The organism is Labilibaculum sp. (genome assembly GCF_041595635.1).
GTDB lineage: Bacteria > Bacteroidota > Bacteroidia > Bacteroidales > Marinifilaceae > Labilibaculum.
This window is the reverse complement of record NZ_JBFHJW010000062.1, coordinates 1-21,851: the sequence shown is the minus strand read 5'-3', so window position 1 is coordinate 21,851 and position 21,851 is coordinate 1. Positions and strand designations below refer to the sequence as shown.

The 21,851-nt window shown below is 32.9% G+C and carries 22 protein-coding genes and 2 tRNA genes; 11 read left to right on the top strand and 13 right to left on the bottom strand.

Annotated features, from left to right (window positions below; genetic code table 11):
* The 3 genes from ABYT26_RS14630 to ABYT26_RS14620 form a co-directional block, all read right to left on the bottom strand.
* Nucleotides 1–852 (bottom strand): efflux RND transporter periplasmic adaptor subunit (locus ABYT26_RS14630; RefSeq protein ID WP_372755194.1); only part of this gene is annotated, 852 nt, incomplete at its 3' end.
* A gap of 28 nt (nucleotides 853–880) precedes the next feature.
* The gene (locus tag ABYT26_RS14625; protein ID WP_372755192.1) at nucleotides 881–2,224 is read right to left on the bottom strand and encodes a TolC family protein; all 1,344 of its coding nucleotides are present in this window, start codon (nucleotides 2,222–2,224) and stop codon (nucleotides 881–883) included.
* A 4-nt stretch (nucleotides 2,225–2,228) separates the two neighbouring features.
* Nucleotides 2,229–2,837, bottom strand: a complete 609-nt coding sequence (locus tag ABYT26_RS14620; protein WP_372755191.1) for a TetR/AcrR family transcriptional regulator — start codon at nucleotides 2,835–2,837, stop codon at nucleotides 2,229–2,231.
* A 245-nt stretch (nucleotides 2,838–3,082) separates the two neighbouring features.
* On the opposite strand from ABYT26_RS14620, the gene ABYT26_RS14615 reads away from it, so the two are divergent.
* Nucleotides 3,083–3,934, top strand: coding sequence for a hypothetical protein (locus ABYT26_RS14615; protein WP_372755189.1), 852 nt, complete (start codon nucleotides 3,083–3,085; stop codon nucleotides 3,932–3,934).
* Between the two features lie 38 nt (nucleotides 3,935–3,972).
* Here the strand turns inward: ABYT26_RS14615 and ABYT26_RS14610 are convergent, their stop codons facing one another.
* A complete protein-coding gene (locus ABYT26_RS14610) occupies nucleotides 3,973–4,362 on the bottom strand; it encodes a rhodanese-like domain-containing protein (RefSeq protein WP_372755187.1) in 390 nt (129 codons plus the stop codon).
* Nucleotides 4,363–4,405: 43 nt separating this feature from the next.
* Nucleotides 4,406–5,542: a radical SAM family heme chaperone HemW gene (gene hemW, locus ABYT26_RS14605; RefSeq protein WP_372755185.1), complete on the bottom strand. Its 1,137-nt coding sequence runs from the start codon at nucleotides 5,540–5,542 to the stop codon at nucleotides 4,406–4,408.
* A 187-nt stretch (nucleotides 5,543–5,729) separates the two neighbouring features.
* Here hemW and ABYT26_RS14600 point away from each other — a divergent pair, with 187 nt between their 5' ends.
* On the top strand, nucleotides 5,730–6,449 hold the full coding sequence (locus ABYT26_RS14600; protein ID WP_372755183.1) for a head GIN domain-containing protein: 720 nt from the start codon (nucleotides 5,730–5,732) through the stop codon (nucleotides 6,447–6,449).
* A 170-nt stretch (nucleotides 6,450–6,619) separates the two neighbouring features.
* The gene (locus ABYT26_RS14595; RefSeq protein ID WP_372755181.1) at nucleotides 6,620–7,048 is read left to right on the top strand and encodes a VanZ family protein; all 429 of its coding nucleotides are present in this window, start codon (nucleotides 6,620–6,622) and stop codon (nucleotides 7,046–7,048) included.
* On the opposite strand, the gene ABYT26_RS14590 is transcribed toward ABYT26_RS14595, so the two are convergent.
* Nucleotides 7,043–7,486, bottom strand: a complete 444-nt coding sequence (locus tag ABYT26_RS14590) for an Rrf2 family transcriptional regulator (RefSeq protein WP_372755179.1) — start codon at nucleotides 7,484–7,486, stop codon at nucleotides 7,043–7,045. The two genes, ABYT26_RS14595 and ABYT26_RS14590, sit on opposite strands and share 6 nt — an antisense overlap.
* A 127-nt stretch (nucleotides 7,487–7,613) precedes the next feature.
* Nucleotides 7,614–8,054: a ribose 5-phosphate isomerase B gene (rpiB, locus tag ABYT26_RS14585; protein WP_372755177.1), complete on the bottom strand. Its 441-nt coding sequence runs from the start codon at nucleotides 8,052–8,054 to the stop codon at nucleotides 7,614–7,616.
* Nucleotides 8,055–8,815: 761 nt separating this feature from the next.
* Between rpiB and ABYT26_RS14580 the strand changes: the two genes are divergently transcribed.
* Together ABYT26_RS14580 and ruvB are read left to right on the top strand one after the other, a co-directional pair.
* Nucleotides 8,816–9,196, top strand: a complete 381-nt coding sequence (locus tag ABYT26_RS14580) for a response regulator (protein WP_372755175.1) — start codon at nucleotides 8,816–8,818, stop codon at nucleotides 9,194–9,196.
* 131 nt (nucleotides 9,197–9,327) lie between these two features.
* Nucleotides 9,328–10,350: a Holliday junction branch migration DNA helicase RuvB gene (gene ruvB, locus ABYT26_RS14575; RefSeq protein WP_372755173.1), complete on the top strand. Its 1,023-nt coding sequence runs from the start codon at nucleotides 9,328–9,330 to the stop codon at nucleotides 10,348–10,350.
* Between the two features lie 392 nt (nucleotides 10,351–10,742).
* Here the strand turns inward: ruvB and ABYT26_RS14570 are convergent, their stop codons facing one another.
* Nucleotides 10,743–11,606 carry a sensor histidine kinase gene (locus ABYT26_RS14570; protein ID WP_372755171.1) on the bottom strand — a complete coding sequence of 288 codons (864 nt, stop codon included), beginning with the start codon at nucleotides 11,604–11,606 and terminating at the stop codon, nucleotides 10,743–10,745.
* Nucleotides 11,607–12,493: 887 nt separating this feature from the next.
* On the opposite strand from ABYT26_RS14570, the gene ABYT26_RS14565 reads away from it, so the two are divergent.
* The gene (locus ABYT26_RS14565) at nucleotides 12,494–15,334 is read left to right on the top strand and encodes a CHAT domain-containing protein (RefSeq protein WP_372755169.1); all 2,841 of its coding nucleotides are present in this window, start codon (nucleotides 12,494–12,496) and stop codon (nucleotides 15,332–15,334) included.
* A gap of 209 nt (nucleotides 15,335–15,543) precedes the next feature.
* Here ABYT26_RS14565 and ABYT26_RS14560 read toward each other — a convergent pair whose 3' ends face one another.
* The 4 genes from ABYT26_RS14560 to ABYT26_RS14545 all read right to left on the bottom strand — a co-directional run bounded on the left by ABYT26_RS14560 (nucleotide 15,544) and on the right by ABYT26_RS14545 (nucleotide 17,354).
* Entirely contained in the window at nucleotides 15,544–16,314 is a 771-nt protein-coding gene (locus ABYT26_RS14560; RefSeq protein ID WP_372755167.1) for a hypothetical protein, read from the bottom strand.
* A complete protein-coding gene (locus ABYT26_RS14555) occupies nucleotides 16,286–16,852 on the bottom strand; it encodes an RNA polymerase sigma factor (protein WP_372755165.1) in 567 nt (188 codons plus the stop codon). The genes ABYT26_RS14560 and ABYT26_RS14555 overlap by 29 nt, the downstream gene beginning before the upstream one ends.
* A 323-nt stretch (nucleotides 16,853–17,175) precedes the next feature.
* A tRNA-Val gene (locus ABYT26_RS14550) sits at nucleotides 17,176–17,250 on the bottom strand.
* Between the two features lie 29 nt (nucleotides 17,251–17,279).
* Nucleotides 17,280–17,354 (bottom strand) — tRNA-Val (locus tag ABYT26_RS14545).
* Nucleotides 17,355–17,494: 140 nt separating this feature from the next.
* On the opposite strand from ABYT26_RS14545, the gene ABYT26_RS14540 reads away from it, so the two are divergent.
* The 4 genes from ABYT26_RS14540 (at nucleotide 17,495) to pheS (ending at nucleotide 20,746) form a co-directional block, all read left to right on the top strand.
* Complete coding sequence (locus ABYT26_RS14540; RefSeq protein WP_372755163.1) at nucleotides 17,495–17,866, top strand: hypothetical protein; 372 nt, start codon at nucleotides 17,495–17,497, stop codon at nucleotides 17,864–17,866.
* A gap of 22 nt (nucleotides 17,867–17,888) precedes the next feature.
* Complete coding sequence (locus ABYT26_RS14535; RefSeq protein ID WP_372755161.1) at nucleotides 17,889–18,701, top strand: peptidylprolyl isomerase; 813 nt, start codon at nucleotides 17,889–17,891, stop codon at nucleotides 18,699–18,701.
* Between the two features lie 107 nt (nucleotides 18,702–18,808).
* Nucleotides 18,809–19,633 (top strand): peptidylprolyl isomerase, encoded by an 825-nt coding sequence (locus ABYT26_RS14530; protein ID WP_372755159.1) that lies wholly within the window; start codon nucleotides 18,809–18,811, stop codon nucleotides 19,631–19,633.
* 90 nt (nucleotides 19,634–19,723) lie between these two features.
* Nucleotides 19,724–20,746 carry a phenylalanine--tRNA ligase subunit alpha gene (pheS, locus tag ABYT26_RS14525; protein ID WP_372755157.1) on the top strand — a complete coding sequence of 341 codons (1,023 nt, stop codon included), beginning with the start codon at nucleotides 19,724–19,726 and terminating at the stop codon, nucleotides 20,744–20,746.
* Between the two features lie 145 nt (nucleotides 20,747–20,891).
* On the opposite strand, the gene ABYT26_RS14520 is transcribed toward pheS, so the two are convergent.
* Nucleotides 20,892–21,311: an OsmC family protein gene (locus ABYT26_RS14520; RefSeq protein WP_372755155.1), complete on the bottom strand. Its 420-nt coding sequence runs from the start codon at nucleotides 21,309–21,311 to the stop codon at nucleotides 20,892–20,894.
* A 286-nt stretch (nucleotides 21,312–21,597) separates the two neighbouring features.
* Here ABYT26_RS14520 and ABYT26_RS14515 point away from each other — a divergent pair.
* On the top strand, nucleotides 21,598–21,851 hold a 254-nt coding region (locus tag ABYT26_RS14515), incomplete at its 3' end, for a Crp/Fnr family transcriptional regulator (protein ID WP_372755153.1).

The following is a 21,851-nucleotide window of genomic DNA, read 5'->3' as shown; positions in this document are numbered from 1 at the left end:
TGGTTTAATCTTATGATCAGGATTATTTAAGTTAACGCGAATTTTAAAACTTCGGTTTCCCGGATCAATCACATCTGATGTTCTGGTAATGCTGGCCTGAGTTTGAAAGTTAATTGCGGGAAAATTCAATTCAACCAATTCACCTGCTTTAATGTAATTCAAAAAACTTTCCGAAACATCGCCTTCAACATATATTTTATCGATATTAACCAACTGAGCGAAAGGAATAGAAGGACTTGCTAATTCTCCTTTTTTCTGATATATTTCATCAATTACTCCGTCGAAAGGTGCCACAATAATTGCCATTGCTTTTTGTGCCTCTAAAGCTTCCAGGTTACTTTCCTGTGCCTCTTTTTTCGATTTCGCCTGCAAAAACTCAATTTCAGAACCTATTTTCTGATTCCATAAACGTTCCTGCCGCTCAAACAATAAAGTTGTTAAAGCCAAATTGGTTTTCACCTCGTCGATGGCACGCTGAATTTGGGAAGTATTCAGAGTAGCCAGCACATTTCCTTTGCGCACTCGTTGACCTTCCTTCACCTGAATAGAAATAATATTCCCCGATGTTTCTGGCGTAATTGTTATGTTTTTATCTGCTTCTACATTTCCTGTAATCTGAATAAAATGCTCAAATTTTGAAGGTGATAAACTCTCAATTAACACATTAATTTTCTCTTCCTCTTTTCCCGAACTGCGAATTTCATTTTCCAAGTCCGATATTTTTGTTTTCAAGAGAGTCAATTCCGATTTATACTCTTTCAATTGTTCTGCTTTATCCAGTTTATTTTCTGAATCTTTAGCAGAACAGGCAAAAAGTAAAGGAATGATACCAGCTATAATTAACTTCTTCATTTTAGTCGTATTTTGTAGATTAGTTAGGTTATAATTTTCCTAAAGCTTTTTCGAAAGCAATTTTTGTATTTAATAGTTCAAGCGTTGAACTAATATAGGCTGAATGTGTATCGAGATATTGATTTTCATTTTCCGAAAATTCGGTACTACTTGAAATTCCCTCGTTAAATTTAATTCGTGTTCTGTCGTAAATTCTCTTCGCAATTTGTAGCGCTTCGCGATCATTTTCATAATTTTCCTGAGCACTTAAAAAATCTGAAAAAGTCAAATTCACATCCTTTTTTAAACTTTGCTCAGTAGTTAATAGATCGTTTTCTAAACTTTTATAAGTAATTTTTTCCTGCTGAATTTGTGATTTTCTTTTTCCTCCCGAAAATATAGGAACATCAACCTGAAGGCCAATTACCGATGATTTATACCAGGGAACTTCGGATCTAAACACATTAGAATAATCTGTACTCGCACTTTTTGAATATTGATAGTAGGCCGAAATAGTTGGCAAATTATCGGCCTGTTCATTTTTAATAATTAATTTTTGAGCTTCCAATTGTGTATCTAAAATCCGATAATCAATATGCTTAGAAAGATCATGATCGGCGATTACCGGAACTTCGGCACGAATAGGGTTAACCAAATTATCGAGCTCATCGGATAATTCCAAATTAGCATCAACATCCATTCCTATGCTAAATTTTAAAATAATGAGCGAATTGTTAATTGCACGTTTGGCATCGGACATTTTTGCTTTCGTTTTGTTTAAATTTAAACGAATCTGATCCACGTCCAATTCCTCCCGAAAACCATTTTTGAAGTATGCATCGGTTTCTACCAACAACTTTTCGTTGATTATAAGATTTTCTCTTATTGTTTTATAGTTATCCTGAGCCACTAAGACTGTAAAATAGGCCTGAGCTACAACCTCTTTAATTTCAATTTCGGTTTTCTCTTTTTGATCTTTTGTGAGCTGAACAAACACTTTCGCAGCCATGGTTCCCACAATATACGAACCATCAAATATTTTCTGATTCACCGTAATTCCCGCTGAACTAGTATATTGCTGACTAAATTTAATGGCTGTATAAGTTCCCTCTTCTCCACCAAAAAATTCAGATGGAAGCAAGGAAACTGCCACATCTAAATTATTATTGTAATCGCCCGAAAAATCAATTTGTGGCAAACCATCAGCAATCGCTTCCCATACTTTTTTCTTGGCTATTTTCAGGTCATACTCAGAGCCCTTTACAGAGTATGAATTTTGTAAAGCATACTCTTGTGCTTCAAATAAGCTAAGTTTTAGCTTCGATTCAGTTTGTGCATTTGTGGGTATACTGAATCCTGCGTAAATCAGTAATGCTAGTAATATATTTTTCATTGTATTACTTAAATTTATTTTCAAAATATTCTATTCCTTTATTTGTGCAAATACCATAAAGATGATAAAGTGTTAATTCTCTGTGCGTATTGCGATTAAACACTTCATCACTCGAAAATACCTGGTATTCAGTAATGCTTAAGTTTAGGTAGAAACTAACCAGATTTTTACTAATAAAATCGATATTTAATTCCGATCGGTAAAATTCTTCATCAATTCCCTTTTGTAAATTGTAAAGAATCTCTGTATAGAATTGTTTTATCTTTGCGTCTTTAAATTTATCCCATATTTTGGGATAATATTTTTTTAAATCATAATCTAAAGTATCCGATTTTTGCTGTAGTATTTCATTTACAAATTTGAAAAATTCAAAATATTGATCGAGCGCATTTAATTTGACTATTTGATCTGATTTAAATGAAAACTTGGGATTGCTAAGTTGCCATTCACAAACCTGATCTATTAACTCCCTTTTGTTCGAAAAAAATTGATACAATGTTTTTTTCGATATGCCCATTTTTGAAGCAATATCATCCATTGTTACACTTTTAATACCATATTGAAAAAACAAAGCCGAGCTTGTACTAATAATATTATCTTTTTGCTCATTCATAGCGCAAATATAATTTAAATTTAAACTTTAAAAACTATTAGCGTTTTTAAAGTTTTCAATCGTTTAAAAATATCTGTGCCTATAAAAATATAACTATTGCTTTACTTCTTATCTACTTTTTAGATAACACCTTCTATTTTATCGGTAAACAAATACCAAATGATTTTCTAAAAATAGATTCTTAGTATTGCTAGCTTACCTACTAAAATGTAAATTTAAAGCTTAGTAAAGAAAAGCTGATTTATATGAAAAACTTATTAGGGCTCTTTTTGCTGTTATTGGCCAGCAACGCTATTGCACAAGTTTCTCTCATAGGAGGAGAACGCATCGATTACTACAGTACATGGACTGAGCGAACTGCCAAAGTTGTTCCTCAAGGTGAAATTCATTTGAGCGCACTTGCAGTAAGTCGGTATGGAAATTACCCAAAAACAGAAATAAATTCGCAGTTATTACTTTTTCCTTTGGTCCCGAATATTGGCGTAAAACACCAATGGTTTGGAAAAAACACCATCTTTTCCACTCAACATACGCTATACTATCCTACCTTAGGTCTTAAGTGGGCAAAAAATAATGGATTTCAAGATCAAATTCCAGAATCGGCGGTGATTCCTCAAATTTTCACTTTTAGAAACGAATTGATCCTGAGTCACATTATCAATCCTCAACCTGAAGATTGTTTCATTAAAGTACCAGATTTGGTTCTAACAGCCAGATTGGGCTTTGATTTTTCAATTACTTCGGGAGAATCAGACTTACCATTACTCGATTACTATTTTTTGTACCATAGAACAGCATCCTACCATAAGCATCAAAAACTTTATTTTACGGGCCTAGAGTTAGATGGAAATCTGTATCGCAACTACAATTTTTCCATTAATGCAGATTACTATTCTATTGATTTTAATGGAGAGTATGCTTTTGAAAGTCAAGGGAAAATTCATTGGCATCGCAATAGTAAATTCTCCCTTTCCGGAGGTTATAAAATGTACTATTTAAATAGTGATTATGGTACCCAATTTTTAGCAATTCCAGTAATCGATTTGGTGATTAAACTAAACCATCGTGCCCGCCTTCAGAATGGTTTGTTTCGGTAAACTAATTAAAAGGTACAATACAAATTAGCAGATCAGAATTAATTTTCTACTTCTTTTCCTGCTTGCAGCCATGCATCTAATCCATCTTCGAGCGAACAAACCGGAATGTGATATTTTTCAAAAATCATTTTCCCAGCATCAACACTTCTGTCACCGTACTTGCAATACAATAAGTAAACTTTTGATGTTCCTAATGAATCAATAATTTGGTACAAATCCTTAGCAGTAGGCGCCGAATAAGCACCAAAAATATGAGCTTTTTTAAATTCTTTTGCCGAGCTTACATCAATTAATTCAGCATTTGAATTGAGGTGTAATACCCTATTAAAATGTTCTACACTTAAAATTTGAAGGCTATCGCTTTGCGAAAAAACAGCTGTAATGCTTAAGCTAAAAAAAAGAAGGATAAATAAAAAAAGTGTTTTCATTTCGATATCATTTTGGATTTTAATATTCTTCAGAATTTCAATTTTATTCTTCTTTAAGTAAAAAAAAGTCAGACATAATATCGTTCGATATAAATACACCTTTATCATTCAGAATAATTGAATTTCCTTCCTGTCTAAGATGTGCCGATCTAAGGTATTTTTTCGATTCAATCAAACAATGTTGATAGAACTTTTCGCCGAAATTTTCACGCACTAATTCTAAGTTTAAGCCCCAATAAGTTCGTAAAGATGTCATCACAAAATCATTGAAACAATCCACTTCTGAGAGTTCCTCTTTTTCAGAAAAAGCGGTCTTTTCTTTTATTGCTTTTATGTATTTGTAGTTGTTATCAATATTCCATTCCCTTTCCTTTAAATTGTAGGAATGAGCCGATGGACCAATTCCAAGGTATTTTTCCTGTTTCCAATAACTCGAATTATGCTTTGAAATAAAACCTTCCTTCGAAAAATTAGAAATTTCGTAGTGAATGAATCCATGCTTTTTTGCAGAATCAATCAGGTAGTTAAACTGTTTAAAACTTTCCTCTTCATCCATTTCAACAAGCTGTCCTTTTTCTAGTTTTTTACTAAAAATAGTATTCGGATCGTACATTAAATGGTAGGATGATATGTGCTGAATATCCAATTCAAAAACCAAGTCTAAATTTTTCTTCCACTTCTCCATACTCAAACCTGGAACACCATATATTTGATCAACAGATATATTACCGAATCCAAAATCCTGTGCTCTGCGAATAGCATCGAAAGCTTCTTTTCCCGTATGTCTTCGATTCATCAATATTAAATCTTCATCATGAAAAGATTGAATGCCAACACTCAATCGGTTTACAGAAGTTTTTTGTAACGCTTGCAAATAAGATTTTGTGAGATCATCAGGATTTGCTTCTAAAGTAATTTCTGCATTAGAATGGATCTTAAAATACTTAGCTACTTCATCAATTAAAGATTGAATTTCCTTGGGCTGATAAACAGAAGGAGTTCCTCCTCCAAAGTAAATCGTTCTTATTAATGGTTCCCCTAAATAATTTTTTCTCAGTTTTAACTCCTGCTTTAAACAATCCAGCATTTCATCTTTTGCTTGCAAAGAAATACTCTTATGAAACGCACAATAATGGCAAAGTTGTTTACAAAATGGAATGTGAAAATAGATTCCTGACATATCAATTTATTTTTTTGCAAGGTAAATTCATTTCATAAATTATCCTCTTCGAAAAGAAAATAATTAAAAATCTGATTACCTTATTGTGGTACTTCATTAATTTACAGGTTAAAAAATGCAACACTTCCCATCTTAATGGGTCTTTATATCAGCTAAGTTATACAAACGAATACTAAATTAAGTAGTCATGAATATGATTCAAAAATTAATTTCTCCACTGTTAATTTTCATCATCGCTATTCTAAGTTTTCTTCCAGCCAAAGCCGATGGAATTAAAGGAAATGGGAATGTTAAAGAACAAGAAAGAGAAATAAATGCCTTCAGAAATATCAAAGTAAACGGAGCTTTTTCTATTTACCTAACACAAAGCGATGATTACAGCTTAAAAATAGTAGCCGATGAAAATCTATTGGAAATTATTAAAACTGAAGTAATGGGCAATATCCTTCACATCTCTACTGATAAAAGCATCAATAAATCAAAAGAAATGAGCTTATATATTGGTTTTAAATACCTTGATAAACTAAAAGCTAATGGAGCAATCAATCTAAAAAGCAATCAGCTACTTCGTTTCGATAAGTTGGAAATTGAAATTAACGGTGCTTCTTCGGCCAATTTAGAACTATCGGCTAACCAATTAAAAATCAACAATAGTGGAGCATCAAGCATTATTCTAGCTGGCAAATGCGAATTAGTTTACATTGACATATCGGGCGCTGGAAGTGTAGATGCTTCTGAATTAACAGCGAAAAAAGGTAGTATTGATATCAGTGGAGTTGGAAGTGCTAAAGTAGATATAGAAGACGAACTTCGGGTAGGAATCTCAGGAATAGGCTCGGTAAAATACAAAGGAGACCCTAAAATTACTAGTGATATTTCCTTCCTGGGAAGCTTAAAAAAATACTAATCAAAGTCTGCTAATTTCGAAGAGAATATAATTTAATTTAATTCCCTTTCCTATTTCCTAACTAACTCTGCAGAATCTTAGTTCAGACTTACCCATAAATTAAAGTATTATGAATAAAACAAAAGTCTAAAAAATGAGTTGTACCTTTGAACTAAATTTAACCATACTTTATGAAGACAAAATTATTATGGCGTAATATTCTTTGGGCAATTGTAATATTCGTACTATGCTCCATTCCTGGAGATGACTTACCCAAAACTTCAATCATAGTCATCCCTCACTTCGATAAAATTGTTCATTTCGGTTTGTTCTTTGTAATGGGAATTTTTCTTTTTGCAGAACTAAGTTTCCAAACCAAATTCAAACAAATTACTATATCGGCAATCATATTGTTATTAATAGCTATTTATGGAAGTTTAATAGAATACCTACAACAAAATTATTTTATCCATAGAAGTGGCGATTATTGGGATTTATTAGCTGATGTTTTTGGAGGAATTATGGCCATCATACTATATCCAAGGCTTAAAAAACAAAAAGACTTACTGTTAAATAGTAAGTCCTTTTCGAAGTTATCTTTTTTAAAGAAAATATTATAAACTTATATATTCTTTATTGTTTTCCATTTCATCTATTAGCTGTCCAATAGTTTTCTCATTAAACAAATTATACATTGATTGTCGAATGTTAGAAAATTGATTGTGAACAGGACATGGAGGACGGTTATTTGTATCTGTTTTGCAAGGTCTCATCCCAATTAAACAGTTTTCAAACATATCTAACCCATCAACAATTTCAACAATATTCATCAAAGTAATTTCTTTTGGTTCCTTACCCATACCGAACCCACCATGTGGTCCTTTTGTTGAAGTTAACAATTTTTGTCGAGCTAAACTTTGCAAGATTTTACCCAAAAATGGAGTTGGAATTTCTAAATCTTCCGATATTTTTTTTATTCCAATTTTATTTCCTTCTTTGGCATTCAGCGATAAATAAATAACTGAACGTATTGCATATTTACAAGTATTCGATAGCATCTTAAATCTTTGGTTATTCTCTCATTTAACTAACAGTCAGCACAAATATACTAATATTTACTGCTAATAAAACATCTTTAATTCTTTAATTCCTTATTTAGATTTTGTTTTTAAAACAAGCAAATTGCTATCGTAAAGGAATTTTATCGATTCTTTTTTGATGTCTACCCCCTTCAAATTCAGTCTCTAAAAATATTTTGGCAATTTTTTCAACTTCTTCATAAGAAATAAAACGTGCAGGAATTCCACACACATTAGCGTCGTTGTGCAATCTTGCAAGTTCTGCTATTTCTGTATTCCAACACAAAGCTGCGCGAATCTTTTGGTGTTTGTTCGCTGTCATGGTGATTCCATTTCCACTTCCACAAAGGGTAAAACCATACTTAAATTCACCATCTGAAACAGCACTAGCTAGTGGATGAGCAGTATCGGGATAATCCATACTCTCTTCTGAATTGCAACCAAAATCGGTTACCAAATAACCACTTTCTTTCAAAAACTCACCCAATTGATTCTTGAATTGATACCCTGCATGATCTGATGCAATCGCTATTTTTAGTTTTTCCATTCTTGTATATTTTCAAATAAAATTAATAGATAAAGTAAAAGTCCTTCCCTCTATTTATCCTTAAAGTTGTAAAGATTCTTCATTGTTTTGTTCACAAAACTAAGCAAAATTACTCATTTGTAGTCAAAAAAATCAAGATGTATATTAAAGCAGAACCAACAGCTTTTAAACACGCTTTTATAATTTGACATTCAGCTATTTAAAGTTAAAACAATAGGCTATCAACAATTTTATTCACAAGCAGTGAACAGACTGTTAATTTTTCCTTACTAAATAATATAATCTTTTGTTTGGAGGTTTCAAATTTTGCTTGGTATAGTAAAAATTGATTCTCCTAACAAGTTTATTTTTCATTTCAATAATGCCTTCTCTAAACAGGTTTTCAACAGCTTGTTAATATAGTTTAAAGGAAATCTTATCAATACTCACACTTATTAACATCTTGTTAATAAGTGTGGTATTCTACTGATAATCATCATCTATAAAATTAACAATTACTGTTAACATCCTGTTATTAGCTAAGTATTTTCTAAAAAATCAATAAAATCTACAAACTCTTACCAACACTATTAACAGGATATATTAATCATTATATTCTTTTAAGAAATTTTAAAAAATAAATAATAATAATAGAGTTGTTGATAAGAGTGAATAGAGTTGATTTGACTGAAATGAGATTCCATAGATTCCTTCAGTTCTAAATCCAAAATCTAGTAGGATTTTACTATCTTGCATCCATTGAAAAAACACTTAAAAAAAGTATGAGCTGGGAAACAAAAAACTATTCCATTTTACTTGTCGAGGATAATAAGCTAAATCAAACCATAGTTAAATTTACTTTGAAACGATTTGGATATTTAATCGATGTTGCGAATAATGGCATAGAAGCCATATCTAAGTTTAAAGAAGGGCAATATGATTTTATTTTAATGGATATCATGATGCCAGAAATGGATGGCTTAGAAGCTACCAAAGAAATTCGAAATTTAGAGCAAGGCAAAATTGTTCCCATTATTGCTTTAACTGCAGATATCATGATCGCCAACGAAGAAACCTGTCTCGAAAATGGTATGAATGCTCACCTGTCAAAACCATTTGAACTTGATAATTTCTTTAAAGTACTAAAAAGTTTAGATCTTTAGATAAATTTGCAGAGGTAAACTTATTCTAAAATGAGCAAACTCAATTTGGAATGAATACTGCGATGAATATTTTTAGCTTTAGCGGGCATTTATTCATTGTTTTAAATAAATGTAGTATAAGCTAAGTTTTAATGGAAGATCACCTGGATATAAGAGATAATAACATTTCAGATAATGAAAGGGAGTATGAAAAAAAACTACGTCCTCTTCAATTTGATGATTTTCGCGGTCAGAAAAAAACGGTAGAAAATTTAAGTGTTTTTGTAAAAGCTGCAAAAATGCGCGAGGAAGCTTTAGACCATGTTTTGCTTCACGGACCTCCAGGTTTAGGAAAAACAACTCTATCAAATATTTTAGCCAATGAGTTGGGAGTTGGATTAAAAATAACATCTGGTCCTGTAATGGATAAACCAGGAGACCTTGCTGGACTTTTAACCAATTTGGAGCCTAACGATGTTCTGTTTATCGACGAAATACATCGTTTAAGTCCGATTGTAGAGGAGTATTTATACTCTGCTATGGAAGACTTCAAAATAGATATCATGATCGATAAGGGGCCCGCTGCGCGTTCCATACAACTCGAATTAAATCCATTTACCTTGATAGGAGCCACCACTCGTTCTGGTTTACTAACCTCACCTTTGCGTGCTCGTTTCGGAATCAATTGTCATTTAGAATACTACGATCTTTCGGTTCTAACAAAAATTGTAGAACGATCCTCTAAAATTTTAGAGGTTGAGATTTCGCATGAAGCAGCAGGAGAAATTGCTTCACGGAGTAGAGGTACACCTAGAATTGTAAATGCACTTTTAAGAAGAGTTCGTGATTTCGCCCAGGTTAAGGGAAACGGAAGTATCGATTTAGAGATTACTAAATTTTCTTTGGAAGCGTTAAATATCGATAAGCATGGTTTAGACGAAATGGATAATCGAATTCTAAATACACTTATTGATAAATTTAATGGTGGACCGGTTGGAATTTCAACTATTGCTACTGCCGTTGGTGAAGATAGTGGAACCATTGAAGAAGTGTATGAGCCTTTTTTAATAAAAGAAGGTTTTATTAAAAGAACACCTCGTGGACGTGAAGTAACTCCATTGGCGTATTCGCATTTAGGAAAGAATAAATTTAAGGATCCAGACTTACTATTTTAATTTGAAATTTCAATGAGTAAAATTTTGCCAATTCTTTATACCCTTGCTACAGTACTAATAATTGTTGGTGCATTATTTATATTGCAGAACGAATCTTATGGTCTGACAGTTCTTATTTTGGGACTGGTATTAAATGTATTATATAGGGTAAGTACCTTGAATTTTGAGGACGTTAAATGCTTTAAATTTCTAGATGTTTTTCGTTTTCTAAATATCTTACTTATGATTGTGGCTTGTTTAGGATTTTTTTCCGATTGGGAGCAAAAGTTTAACCTTCTTATTCTAACAATAGTTCTAGATCTGCTGCTTAATTTGAAAGAAATATCGTTTAAATCAAAATAAAAAAAGGAGCTTGTGACCAGCAAGCTCCTTTTTTATCCTAGTAAATTAACCTAAATAGCAATTTTTTTTTTTATCACAGATAAAGAATAAATTTCTGTCATATTATATTTTAAAACAGTTTCAATTTTCTCCTTTAGCAAACTGTCCGATTCTGAAAATTTGAAAGGAATTGTAAAGTAAAAAATACAACCTTGTTTGGCTTGAGAATCAATATATAATTTTCCACCCAATAAGTTTACAATTTCTTTACTTAGGCTCAAACCCAATCCGGCTCCGGAATAAATTCGAGTATATGAATTATCTACTTGTGTAAATTTTTGAAATATTTTTTCTTGTTCTTCTTTGTTAATTCCTGGTCCGGTATCTTTCACGTAAAAAAGGATGTTATTTCTGTCCTGAATGGCACAACCGAAATCAATTTCCCCATTTTCGGTAAATTTTACCGCATTATCGAGGAGGTAGGATAAAACCTTGCTTAATTTCTCAAGGTCTGTAAATATTTTAATTTCTTCGAAATCTTCTGTAAAATTTAGAATTAAATTTTTTTGAGTCTCGTTAATTTTTTGAGTGTATTTTGAATACAATTTTAGAAATAAATCGTGAACAGAAAGTTCAGATTCATGAAATTCTAAAGAACCACTTTCCAATTGGGAAAGTTCCATTATTCGATTGAATAGGCCTAGTAGTTCTTTACTACTGGAATTTAAAATTTTAGTAAATTCATTTCGTTCTTCTGGAGAAAGAGAATCATTGCGTAGCAATTCTGAAGCACCAATAATTGCATTCATAGGTGTACGAATTTCATGCGACATATTGGACAGAAAAGAATTCTTCAACTCTTCAGATCGAGCTGATTTTTCTTTTTCTTTCTTTAGCAATTGTTCCAGTTCTTTATAGGTAGGACGTTTCTCCATGCAAATGAATTTGGTCTCTATGGGAGAGATTCGCTTTTTCTTTTTTTGTTAAAACTAAGCGAATAATTTTTATTTATAAAATAGGTTTTACTAAACGATACAATCAGCTAACATTGGTTTGTCAGTCATTTCGTTTACTCCGCCTTTAGTATTTTGTAATTCTTCCTGAGATAAGCTTTCGAAATTTTTCATTGTTATTGAGTTTGTTGTTTATTACTAGGAATATTTTGGGAAATAGGATTTAATAATTGAGATGCTTATACGATACAATCAGCTAACATTGGTTTGTCAGTCATTTCGTTTACACCACCTTTAGTATTTTGTAATTCTTCCTGAGATAAGCTTTCGAAATTTTTCATTGTTATTGAGTTTGTTGTTTATTACTAGGAATATTTTGGGAAATAAGATTTAATAATTGAGATGCTTATACGATACAATCAGCTAACATTGGTTTGTCAGTCATTTCGTTTACACCGCCTTTAGTATTTTGTAATTCTTCCTGGGTTAAGCTTTCGAAATTTTTCATTGTTATTGAGTTTGTTGTTTATTACTAGGAATATTTTGGGAAATAGGATTTAACAATTGGGATGGCTATACGATACAATCAGCTAACATTGGTTTGTCAGTCATTTCGTTTACACCGCCTTTTGTACTTTGTAATTCTTCCTGAGTTAAGCTTTCAAAATTTTTCATGACTGTCGTTTTTATTTGTTGTTTTGTGTTTTTCTTGATTACACTCCTTTATTCCCCTTTTTGCCAAAAGGTAACCCTGTAAATGAAGTTTTTTTCAAAAAAAATAAAAAAAGACCCTATATTTGAGTCTTTATAAGCTATCTTATATTTCTGTATGTTGTTGATAATTAGTGTTTTAATGAAACCGTAAAGCTGTGATAAATTTTTTCAGAAAAATTCAATATTTTCTTCTATTTCCCTTACTAAGCTTCCTCTTTTTGGGTGGAAAAGCAATTCCGAATGGAAAATCGGAGCAGAAAACTGCAAATATTTCTACAAAAATAAATCTGGATTCTTTACTGCAGGTGCAGTTTAATCGGGCCGTGAATTTTTTACAGAAGGGTGAATTTGAATATTCTGTGCAGTCCTTCGGAAATGCCATACAAACTATTAAGCGGGGGGAGATTTCCGATAAGTATTTGGTATATCGAACCTATGTAAATTTTGGTGTACTCATGAATCGATTGGGAGATGCTAAAAAAGCTTTGTCCTACTACGATATTGCTGAAATTTATACAATTAGGGAGTTTGGAAATGATTCTGAAAAATTGACGCCTATTTATGTGAACAAAGGGAATATTTACAACAATTATGATGATCTAATTAAATCGAGAACTTATTATGAAAAGGCATTATTTCTTGCACAAAGTGAAGAAAATTCTATATGGTTATCCTTTATCTATCAGAATTTGGGAGTTATTTTTTATAAAAAAGGTAGTTATTCAGAATCTTTACAATATTATCTGAGGACAATAAAATTAAAACATAATAAATCATTAAATTCTTCTATAATTTATACAAATATTGCGAACTGTTATAAGCAATTAGGTAACTATTTAGAAGCCGACAAATATTATCAGAAAAGTATTGTAGAAGTTAAAGATCAGAAAGGAGATAACAACTATTTACTAGGAGATCATTATTTAAACTATGCCGTTTTTCAGGACAAGATAGGCAATGAAGAAAAGGTGCTGCCCTATCTCAATTTATCTTATGATATTTATCTGAATAATTTCGGTAAAAAGCATCCGGATACAGCACATTGCCTAAAGAATTTTGGGGATTATTACTTTAAGAAGGATGATTATTTAAATGCTTTAAACTACTATCAGAATGCATTAATTTCTGGTGTTGAGAAATTTAATAATCCTACGGTTTATATCAATCCAGAAATGGGGCAGATAGATCCCCAGCTATCTATTTTGGAAATATTAAAACCAAAAGCAATTACTTTGCGTTTTTTGTACAATAAAACACATAGTATTCCTGATTTGGATTTTAGTTTGCAAACCTATGATTTGTGTCTGGATATTATCGATAAAATTAGAATTGCCTACCAGGATGAAGAGAGTAAATTTGCTCTATCGAAAAATGAAAAAGACACCTATAGCGAGGCCATAGAAATAGCTGTAAAATTATATCAGCTAACTAAAAATTCTAAGTACAAGGAAAAAGCATTTCGTTATGCTGAGCGATCAAAATCTTCAAGTTTAATGGCATCCTTAAACGATGTAACTGCTAAAAATTTCGGCGGTATTCCCCTCGACCTTCAGGAGCAGGAAACAAATGTAAAACTTGCTATTGCTAAGTATCGTGAATTGGTTCACAACGAAAGAAAAATGCAAAGTCCCAATCGTGATTCTATTAGTAATTGGCAGAATGTGCTTTTTAATTTGGATGAAGAGTACAATCAAATGGTTCTTCGTTTCGAGAAGGAATACCCTAAGTATTACTCTTTGAAATACGATACCAAAACCATTAGTATTGAAGAATTACAAAGTAAATTGAGTGATACTGATTTACTGATTGAATATTCCATTTCGGATACTGCGTTATTTTCTTTTGTAATCACCAAGGAAAGTTTTGAGGTGGAGCGACAAGTTATTGTCAAGGATAGTTTCGATTATCATCTTGAGGAGATGCGTAATTGCTTAAAAACAAATGATTTTACAGAAAATAGCCTGGACTACTATCAGCGTTATACCAAATCGGCTCATGAACTGTATCAGAATTTATTAGGTGGAAAAGACAGTTTGCTAAAGGATAAAAAACTATTGATTGTTCCTGATGATAAAATGGCTTACATCCCTTTTGGTGTTTTATTGAAGGAAAAAGCTGATTCTAATAATATGAATTATAGGAATCTTGATTATTTGATACGTTCCAATAGTATTACCTACCACAATTCAGCAACTTTAGATTTTAAACAGCAAACAGGAAATTATGGTTTTTCTTCATCTCGTTCTATTCTTGCTTTTGCGCCTTCCTACGAGGGTATAAGCGATTCTATATTAATTACCGAACGTGCCTACCACAATAAGCTGTATCCTCTTCCTGGGGCTAAAGAGGAAGTGAATAATATATCAGAAATTATTCCAGGGAATTTATTTGTTGATGAAGTGGCAACCGAGGCAAATTTTAAAGAGAATGCAAGTCAATATGATGTTCTGCATTTGGCTATGCATACAATCATTGATGACCAAAATCCTATGTATTCTAAATTGGTTTTTACGCAAAATTCAGATACTGTTCAGGATGGATTACTAAACACACAGGAAATTTATAATATGAATTTTAAGGCTCGAATGGTGGTTTTGAGTGCTTGTAATACTGGAGATGGTAAACTACTAAAAGGGGAAGGTGTAATGAGTTTAGCACGAGGTTTTTTCTATGCCGGTTGCCCAAGTATTGTAATGACTTTATGGACTGTTGAAGATAAAACCGGATCGAATTTGATGAGTTACTTTTACAACTATTTAGCAAAAGGATTGAAAAAGGATGAAGCTCTTCGACAAGCAAAATTGGAGTACTTGACTACAGCGGATGCTCTTAAATCCCATCCCTATTTTTGGTCGGGATACGTTACTTTGGGTGATGTAGAACCTTTATTTGATGAAGGAGCAATGATAAAATTATATTCTATCATTTTTCTGGTTCTTGGCTTGATTTTCTTCCTTTTATTCAAGGTGATAAAGAAACGAAAACAAAATAAGTAAAGTCTATGGGATGAAAAAGGCAAGTTTATTTTTGCCTTTTTGTTTTTGCGGTAATGTGTTTCAATTATTAGTTAACTCGAGCAAATCAGAGAGTTCAAAAAGTAGTTCCGAAGAAGATTATTCACATGGATTTAGATACGAAAAACTATAATAACAAAAGCCACCCAAATTTGGGTGGCTTTTGTTATTTCGATGAATGATGAAATGATTTATTCGAGTCGATTGATAATTTCTAAAGCTTTTATTTTATAAAAACTATTTCCCTGAGCGATAGTATGAAATTGATGGATGGCTTTTTCTTTCTCATTTGTCATGAGGTAACAAAAACCTAAATACCATTCCGATTGCTCTATAAAGAGGTTGTTTTTATGTTCTAATACACGTGTGAAGTTTTTGTTAGCTTTCGAATATTCATTTATTTCGATGTTCGAAACTCCCGAATAAAAATTTCCAGTGATATTAGTACTGTCTTTGTCTAAAATTTTCTTGAATAGTGTTAAGGCAGTATGATAATCTTTTGTCTCGTAGCTTTTTAAGGCTGTAGTCAGCAGGTTGTCAATCATTACATCCGACGAACGCGTATTGGCTACAATGTTGTATGGTTTGTAATAATTGCTGTAAATTTTATTTTTTGAGTAAGCTGACGAATCGCCAATAATGTAGAGTAAACTCCCTAAGCCAATAAGTAAAGCAAGAGAGGCTGCTGCAATGTTCCACTTAGTCAAAAATTTCAGCTTGCGCTTTTGAGTGGGATTAGGAGGGGTTTCAATGGCCTCCAATTTATTTCTGAGATCCATAATGTCTTCTTCCATTATAGCCTCATTAACCTCTCTATGAAGATCAAGATCCATTTGAAGGTCGGAATCATCGAGTAAGTCTTTCTCGAATTCCATCAATTGGTTTTCTGTGAGGTCACCGTCAAGAAAATCCTCGATACGGTCAAAATTCATTTCATTCATCATATACTTCTTTAAATTCATGATCACTTTTAATACTTTGCATCAATGCCTGTTTGCATTGATATCTTTTCTTTTTTGCATATTTCTCCCCCTTGTATCCCATTATTTCGGAAATTTCTCGAAGAGAAACTTTTTCAAGCGTTAATCGAAGCACTTGCTTACAATCTGGTCCTAGAAGTCTGAAGTGTTTTTGATACAGCCTAAACCTTTCTGTTTGTTCGTAGGTCGGCGCTGCTTCATCCAATCTATTCTCTAGAATAGCCTCTGAACTAATTTCCTTGCTATTCTTCCTTTTTTCAAGTTGCTTCAACCATAATAGTTTACAAATTGAGTAGATGTAAGTTCTAAAATTGCAAGTTAGAACTAAGGGTTCTTTTTTCATTTTACGGTAGATCACTATAATGGCTTCCTGAAAAAGATCTCTTGCATCCTCTTCGTTTCCGTTATTGTTTTCTATAAAATTGCGAATGCTTGGGAAGAATTTGCTATAGATGTAATTTAATACATCGTTATTGCTCATGCTGATCCCCTCAAGTATCGCTTCCGTAGTGTAATCCATATTTCCTATCCCTTTATTCCTAGAATGTCCAAAAGGTAACCCTCAAAAAGTAAAAAAAATTGCAAAAAAAGTTACTTTAACATGTAAGTTGTTGATTAAGTGATGAATAAATTTTAAAATATTTTAGAAGTTTTAATTATTTACTATGAGTTTTGTGTTGAAGTGATCCAATATACTATTTTCTTTATCAAAATAATCTTTATCAAAGTAAATTATTTTGACAAAATTATGTCTAGATACGATAAAAGTTCAAAAAAGATTTATGAATGAAGAAATAGTACAAAAAAAAAGATCAGCTTTTCATTGAAAAACTGATCTTTTAGTGGGCGATATAGGATTCGAACCTATGACCCCTTGGGTGTAAACCAAGTGCTCTGAACCAACTGAGCTAATCGCCCGAATATTGGGAATGTTTGCTTTTAAATAGTGGGCGATATAGGATTCGAACCTATGACCCCTTGGGTGTAAACCAAGTGCTCTGAACCAACTGAGCTAATCGCCCTTGCCCTTAAAAGCGATGCAAATATAAGTGGGAAATATTTTATCTGCAAGCTTATTATTTAAAAAAGTGAAAAAATATTTCTGAAAGCTGGAAAAACAAACAGAAAACTTTACTTTTAACGGTCATAAAAAATTGATACTATGGATAATAATTTAGAAAGAGACTGGAACAAACTTTTATATAAAATTTCTGAAGATTTTAATGTGGATGCGAACTTAAATGGAACTTTGCTGCTTATTGGCATTCAAGAGCGAGGAAAAGGTTTTCAGGAAAAGTACTCGAAAGACGACAAAATGGATCACATCAATTTGGCGACTTGTACACTTTTAATGAAATGGAAATACTATTCCATAAGTGGAAAAGATGAAAATGATTGGCCAATTTTCAAAAAAAATAAAATGGTACCTCCGTTTTCCAAAGAAAAGGAAGAGCTTTTGTTAAAATCTGCCATTGTGGAATATTTTAAGCAAAATGAATATCTGGTAACAGAAAATAACGAATCATTAAACTAACTCAAGACATCAATATATCAGTATGAAAAAATTGACGTACTTACTAGTTATTGCTTTATTTGCAAGCTGCCAAAGCAAATTAGAACTAGGAAAAAAGGATCGTTTGGTCGAAATTGAAACTCAATATGGAAAGATGAAAGTTCGTTTGTACGACGAAACACCTGTTCATCGTGATAATTTTCTGAAATTAGCTCATGCGAAGTTTTTCGATGGTACTTTATTTCATCGGGTTATTGATGGTTTTATGATACAAGGAGGTGATCCAGACTCAAAGAAAGCGGTTCCCAGCCAGCGATTAGGAGAAGGTGGACCTGGTTATCAGATCCCAGCAGAAATAAAAGATGCTTTGTTCCACAAAAGAGGCGTGATTGCAGCAGCACGAGAGGGCGACGAGATGAATCCTGAGAAAAAATCATCAGGCTCACAGTTTTACATTGCACAAGGAAAAGTTTATACTTCTGGACAATTAGATACGCTCGCTATGCATAGGAATGCTCAATTGAAGAGTGATATTTTTAAGAAAGTACAAATGGGAAAGGTAGAAATTCTTACACAATGCCAGATGAATGGAGATTTAGACCAGATGAATGAGGTAATAGAGCAAATTAAGCTCGATGTAGACTCTTTGTATGCTGAGCAGAAGATTGCTTTTACAAAAGCGCAAATAGAGGCTTACACAAGCATTGGTGGTATTCCTCATTTGGATGGAAACTACACTGTTTTTGGTGAAGTGGTGGAAGGTTTAGATCAGATTGACTCTATTGCTAAGGTAAATTGCGATGATTATGATCGACCTGTAAACAACATATCTATGAAAATTAAAATTTTAAGATAGCTCATATTTGAATTGAATGAAGAAGCTTCGTAGTGCATACGAAGCTTTTTTTGGCTTTCAAATTCCTGATATTTATCTTAGTCGAAATTTTCAAAAGAAAGAGATCCATGAATTTAAGTAAGAAAATAGGTTTTACGATTACGATGTTGCTATTGGCTACTTTTAGTTTCGGACAAGCGAGTAATTCTATTGTTTTAATCGAAACCAATATGGGCAATATCAAACTGATGTTGTACAAGGAAACCCCTAAACACCGGCAAAATTTTTTACAGTTAGTTGAAAATGGACATTTTGATGGTACTCTTTTTTATCGGGTAATAAAAGGTTTTGTGGCTCAGGGAGGATCACAGGATTCACGAAATGCTCCTGCGGGTAAAATGATTGGTTATGGGGATTCCAATCGGAGCATCGATTCGGAGTTTAACCCTCAATTTTTTCATAAAAAGGGTGCCCTGGCGGCTCCCCGAAAGCCCGATAAGGTGAATATTTTTAAGGAATCGGATGTATCGCAGTTTTATATTGCCTTGGGACGTATTTATACTAACAAGGAGTTGGACTTGATGGAAAAAGAAGTGAACGTTCCTTTGCGCAAAAAAATCGTCAAGAAGTACCTAACTAACAGTAAGAGAGTTGTTTTGGATTCTTTAAAAAAAGCGAATAAGGTCGAAGAATTCAGAGCCATAGCTAAAACAATAAAAGAATCCATAGCATTTGAATACAACAGTTCACCTGAAAGGCTTGAATTTTCTGAAGATCGCAGAAAGGCATATACAACAGTAGGAGGTGTGCCTCATTTAGATAATAATTACACAGTTTTTGGTGAGGTAATTAACGGATTTGATGTTTTGGATAAAATTGCAAATCTAACAACCGATGCTAACGATCGGCCTTACGAGGATGTGAAAATGAAGGTGAAAATCCTAAAGTATTAATCTCATGAGGCAATTAGCCATACCCAATTGATTGATGAGAAAAAACTTTTTGTAACTTTGCCGACTATTGGATTTCAAAAGATAAAGAACATGTTAGACAAGATAAAGAATTTACTTGAGGAGCTGGATGGATTTTCAGCATCTACACTAGAGGAAGTTGAACAATTTAGAATCAAACACCTTAGTAAAAAAGGGAGTATTGCTGTTTTGTTTGGCGATTTTAAAAACGTTGCTAACGAGGAAAAAAAAGCAGTTGGACAAGCTTTAAATGAGCTTAAAACGGTAGCTTTAGATAAAGTAAATTCTTTGAAAGACAGTTTTACCAACGTAGAATTGGGAAAATCGGGTTTGGATTTGACTTTACCTGCCGATCCTATAAAATTGGGTTCTCGACATCCATTGGCTTTGGTAAAAAATGAAATTACTGAGATTTTTTCTCGTTTGGGATTCACCATTTCTGAAGGACCAGAAATTGAAGATGACTGGCACAACTTTTCAGCTTTAAATTTTCCTGAAGAGCATCCAGCGCGAGATATGCAGGATACTTTCTTTATTGAGAAAAATCCAGATGTTATTTTGCGTACTCATACTTCTTCGGTTCAGGCACACGATATGTCGGAAATGGAATTACCAATTCGTTGCTTAACACCAGGTCGTGTATTTCGTAACGAAGCAATTTCGGCTCGTGCCCACTGTATTTTCCACCAAATTGAGTGTTTGTATATCGATGAGAATGTTTCTTTTGCTGATTTAAAGCAAACCCTTACTTATTTTGCAAAAGAGTTCTTTGGTGAGAAAACAGAGATTCGTTTGCGTCCTTCCTACTTCCCATTTACCGAACCATCGGCCGAGGTTGATGTTACCTGTTCGCTTTGTGGCGGAAAAGGATGTAACGTGTGCAAGGGAACTGGCTGGTTAGAGATTCTGGGTTGTGGTATGGTCGATCCGAATGTATTGGAACTGAACGGTATCGACAATAAAAAATACACCGGTTTTGCTTTGGGAATGGGAATTGAGAGAATTACCATGCTGAAATATGGCATTAAAGATTTGCGTTTGTTCTTCGAGAACGACATCCGTTTCTTAGAGCAGTTTTCAGCCGCAGGATTCTAGTAAAAAAATACCTGCACAATACGATAATATAAATGCCATCCGTCTGGGTGACATTTTTTTTATCGTATAGTTGCAAGCTACAAGTGTTTCCCTTACTTGTAGCTTGAGACTTGAGACTTGAAACTTGAGTCTTTGAGCGAAGTAGCTATTCCTCGTGATAGATAATCTCCGAAGTCACTGGAATTACCTGTTTGTAAAGCGCACTCACCCCGCAATACTCTTCTTCCGATAATTTTACCGCCCGTTCGAGTTTTTTGTGAGGCAAATCCTTGCCAAAAAATTCGTAAACAATGTGCATGTTTTTGTAGTAAGTAGGTTGACTTTCTGTCAATTCTCCTTCTACCGACACCTTAATATCTTTCACTTCTATGCGCATTTTTTTTGCAATCATTGCTAAATCTATGCCCGTACATCCTGCTAAAGCAGTCAGCATTAATTTTTTAGGACTAACTCCTTTGCCGTCGCCACCTACTTCTTTTGTTCCGTCAGTAATTAATTTATGACCATCCATTTCACTTTCGTAAGCTAAATTACCTAGCCACGACATTTCCACTTTGTGTTTCATAATTTTAATATTTTTACTTATTTCAGCTTCTGTATAAGTTTCACTTAAATTTGTATATTTGGCAGTGTCACTTTTTTTTGTGATTGATACTAAAAGTATAAAAAACCATTTAAAACAGATCTTTTATTTGCTGATGATTTAGTAAGATTTATTTCATTCCTTGTTGAAGTTTGGATCAAGTAATATTTTAATTCATGAACAATTAATCTGTTTGGGTAATCGTTTTATTACTTATATAGTGTTTTTAAAACTAATTAATAGTTGATTTCAGTTTAAAATAAATTTGATGAAGCACAGTCCAATTCTTCCAAATTGCAATCAGTTAGCCGATAAATTCGGAGAAAATTTTCATAATCTGAATATTGAGGATATGAATCTTCTGTTTTGGGATGAAGATGTTCATTTTTACAAAAGAGGTTCTGTTATTTATTCCGAAGGCGATTCGGCAAAAGGTTGTTACTATCTTTTTTCGGGGGTTTTAAAGGTTTTTAAAACAGGTTTTGAGGGTAAGGAGCAAATCATTCGTTTTGCAAAAGAAGG